At 56.3% G+C, this 2,083-nt stretch carries 2 rRNA genes (1 of these 2 running past the window's edge); both read left to right on the plus strand.

The annotated features are described in order from the left end of the window. A 23S ribosomal RNA gene (locus tag ACWEWT_RS38360) occupies positions 1-1,833 on the plus strand (it extends 1,396 nt beyond the left edge of the window). A gap of 129 nt (positions 1,834-1,962) precedes the next feature. Beyond that, positions 1,963-2,079, plus strand: a 5S ribosomal RNA gene (rrf, locus tag ACWEWT_RS38365). Positions 2,080-2,083 lie beyond the last annotated feature (4 nt).

Raw genomic sequence — 2,083 nt, forward strand, 5'->3', positions numbered from 1 at the left:
TTGGTGTGCAGTGGTGTGGCTGGGTAGGGGAGCGTCGTGTAGCCAGGGAAGCAGCGGGGTGACCTAGTTGTGGAGGCTGCGCGAGTGAGAATGCAGGCATGAGTAGCGAAAGACGAGTGAGAAACTCGTCCGCCGAATGACCAAGGGTTCCTGGGCCAGGTTAATCCGCCCAGGGTGAGTCGGGACCTAAGGCGAGGCCGACAGGCGTAGTCGATGGACAACGGGTTGATATTCCCGTACCCGTGTATCCGCGCCCAATGGCGAATCATCTGTGCTAAGTGCCCAAATGTGGACGGACCTCCTTCGGGAGGCTGGAAGCGGCTGCGCACGACCCTGGGTGTAGTAGTCAAGCGATGGGGTGACGCAGGAAGGTAGCTGGGCCAGTCAGTGGTTGTACTGGTGTAAGCCTGTAGGGCGCAACATAGGCAAATCCGTGTTGCATATAGCCTGAGAGGTGATGCGTAGCCGATTGAGGCGAATTCAGTGATCCTATGCTGCCGAGAAAAGCCTCTAGTGAGTTGGTACACGGCCCGTACCCCAAACCGACACAGGTGGTCAGGTAGAGAATACTAAGGCGATCGAGAGAACTGTGGTCAAGGAACTCGGCAAAATGCCCCCGTAACTTCGGGAGAAGGGGGGCCCGGGCTGGTGACGGAATTTACTTCCTGAGCTGGTGTGGGCCGCAGAGACCAGTGAGAAGCGACTGTTTACTAAAAACACAGGTCCGTGCGAAGTCGTAAGACGATGTATACGGACTGACGCCTGCCCGGTGCCGGAAGGTTAAGAGGACCGGTTAGCGCTTCGGCGCGAAGCTGAGAATTTAAGCCCCGGTAAACGGCGGTGGTAACTATAACCATCCTAAGGTAGCGAAATTCCTTGTCGGGTAAGTTCCGACCTGCACGAATGGCGTAACGACTTCTCAGCTGTCTCGACCACAGACTCGGCGAAATTGCATTACGAGTAAAGATGCTCGTTACGCGCGGCAGGACGAAAAGACCCCGGGACCTTCACTATAGCTTGGTATTGGTGTTCGGTACGGTTTGTGTAGGATAGGTGGGAGACTGTGAAGCATGCACGCCAGTGTGTGTGGAGTCATCGTTGAAATACCACTCTGATCGTATTGGACCTCTAACCTCGGACCATGATCTGGTTCAGGGACAGTGCCTGGTGGGTAGTTTAACTGGGGCGGTTGCCTCCCAAAATGTAACGGAGGCGCCCAAAGGTTCCCTCAGCCTGGTTGGCAATCAGGTGTCGAGTGCAAGTGCACAAGGGAGCTTGACTGTGAGACTGACAGGTCGAGCAGGGACGAAAGTCGGGACTAGTGATCCGGCACCGGCAAGTGGAAGCGGTGTCGCTCAACGGATAAAAGGTACCCCGGGGATAACAGGCTGATCTTCCCCAAGAGTCCATATCGACGGGATGGTTTGGCACCTCGATGTCGGCTCGTCGCATCCTGGGGCTGGAGTAGGTCCCAAGGGTTGGGCTGTTCGCCCATTAAAGCGGCACGCGAGCTGGGTTTAGAACGTCGTGAGACAGTTCGGTCTCTATCCGCCGCGCGCGTTGGAAACTTGAGGAAGGCTGTCCCTAGTACGAGAGGACCGGGACGGACGAACCTCTGGTGTGCCAGTTGTCCCGCCAGGGGCACGGCTGGTTGGCTACGTTCGGAAGGGATAACCGCTGAAAGCATCTAAGCGGGAAGCCTGTTCCAAGATGAGGTTTCCCACCACCTCGAGTGGTTAAGGCCCCCTACAGACCATGGGGTTGATAGGCCGGAACTGGAAGCACAGTAATGTGTGGAGGTGACCGGTACTAATAGGCCGAGGGCTTACTGAACAAAGATTGCTACGCGTCCACTGTGCAGTATCTGAAACAACACACAGATACAGAAGACACTCTGTGATTCCGGGATATAGGTTCCGGGATGATGATGAGGGTGGCTCTCTGTGGATAGTTTCATAGAGTTACGGCGGTTATAGCGGCAGGGAAACGCCCGGTCCCATTCCGAACCCGGAAGCTAAGCCTGCCAGCGCCGATGGTACTGCACTCGACAGGGTGTGGGAGAGTAGGACACCGCCGGAACATA

The organism is Nocardia sp. NPDC003963, from assembly GCF_053605105.1.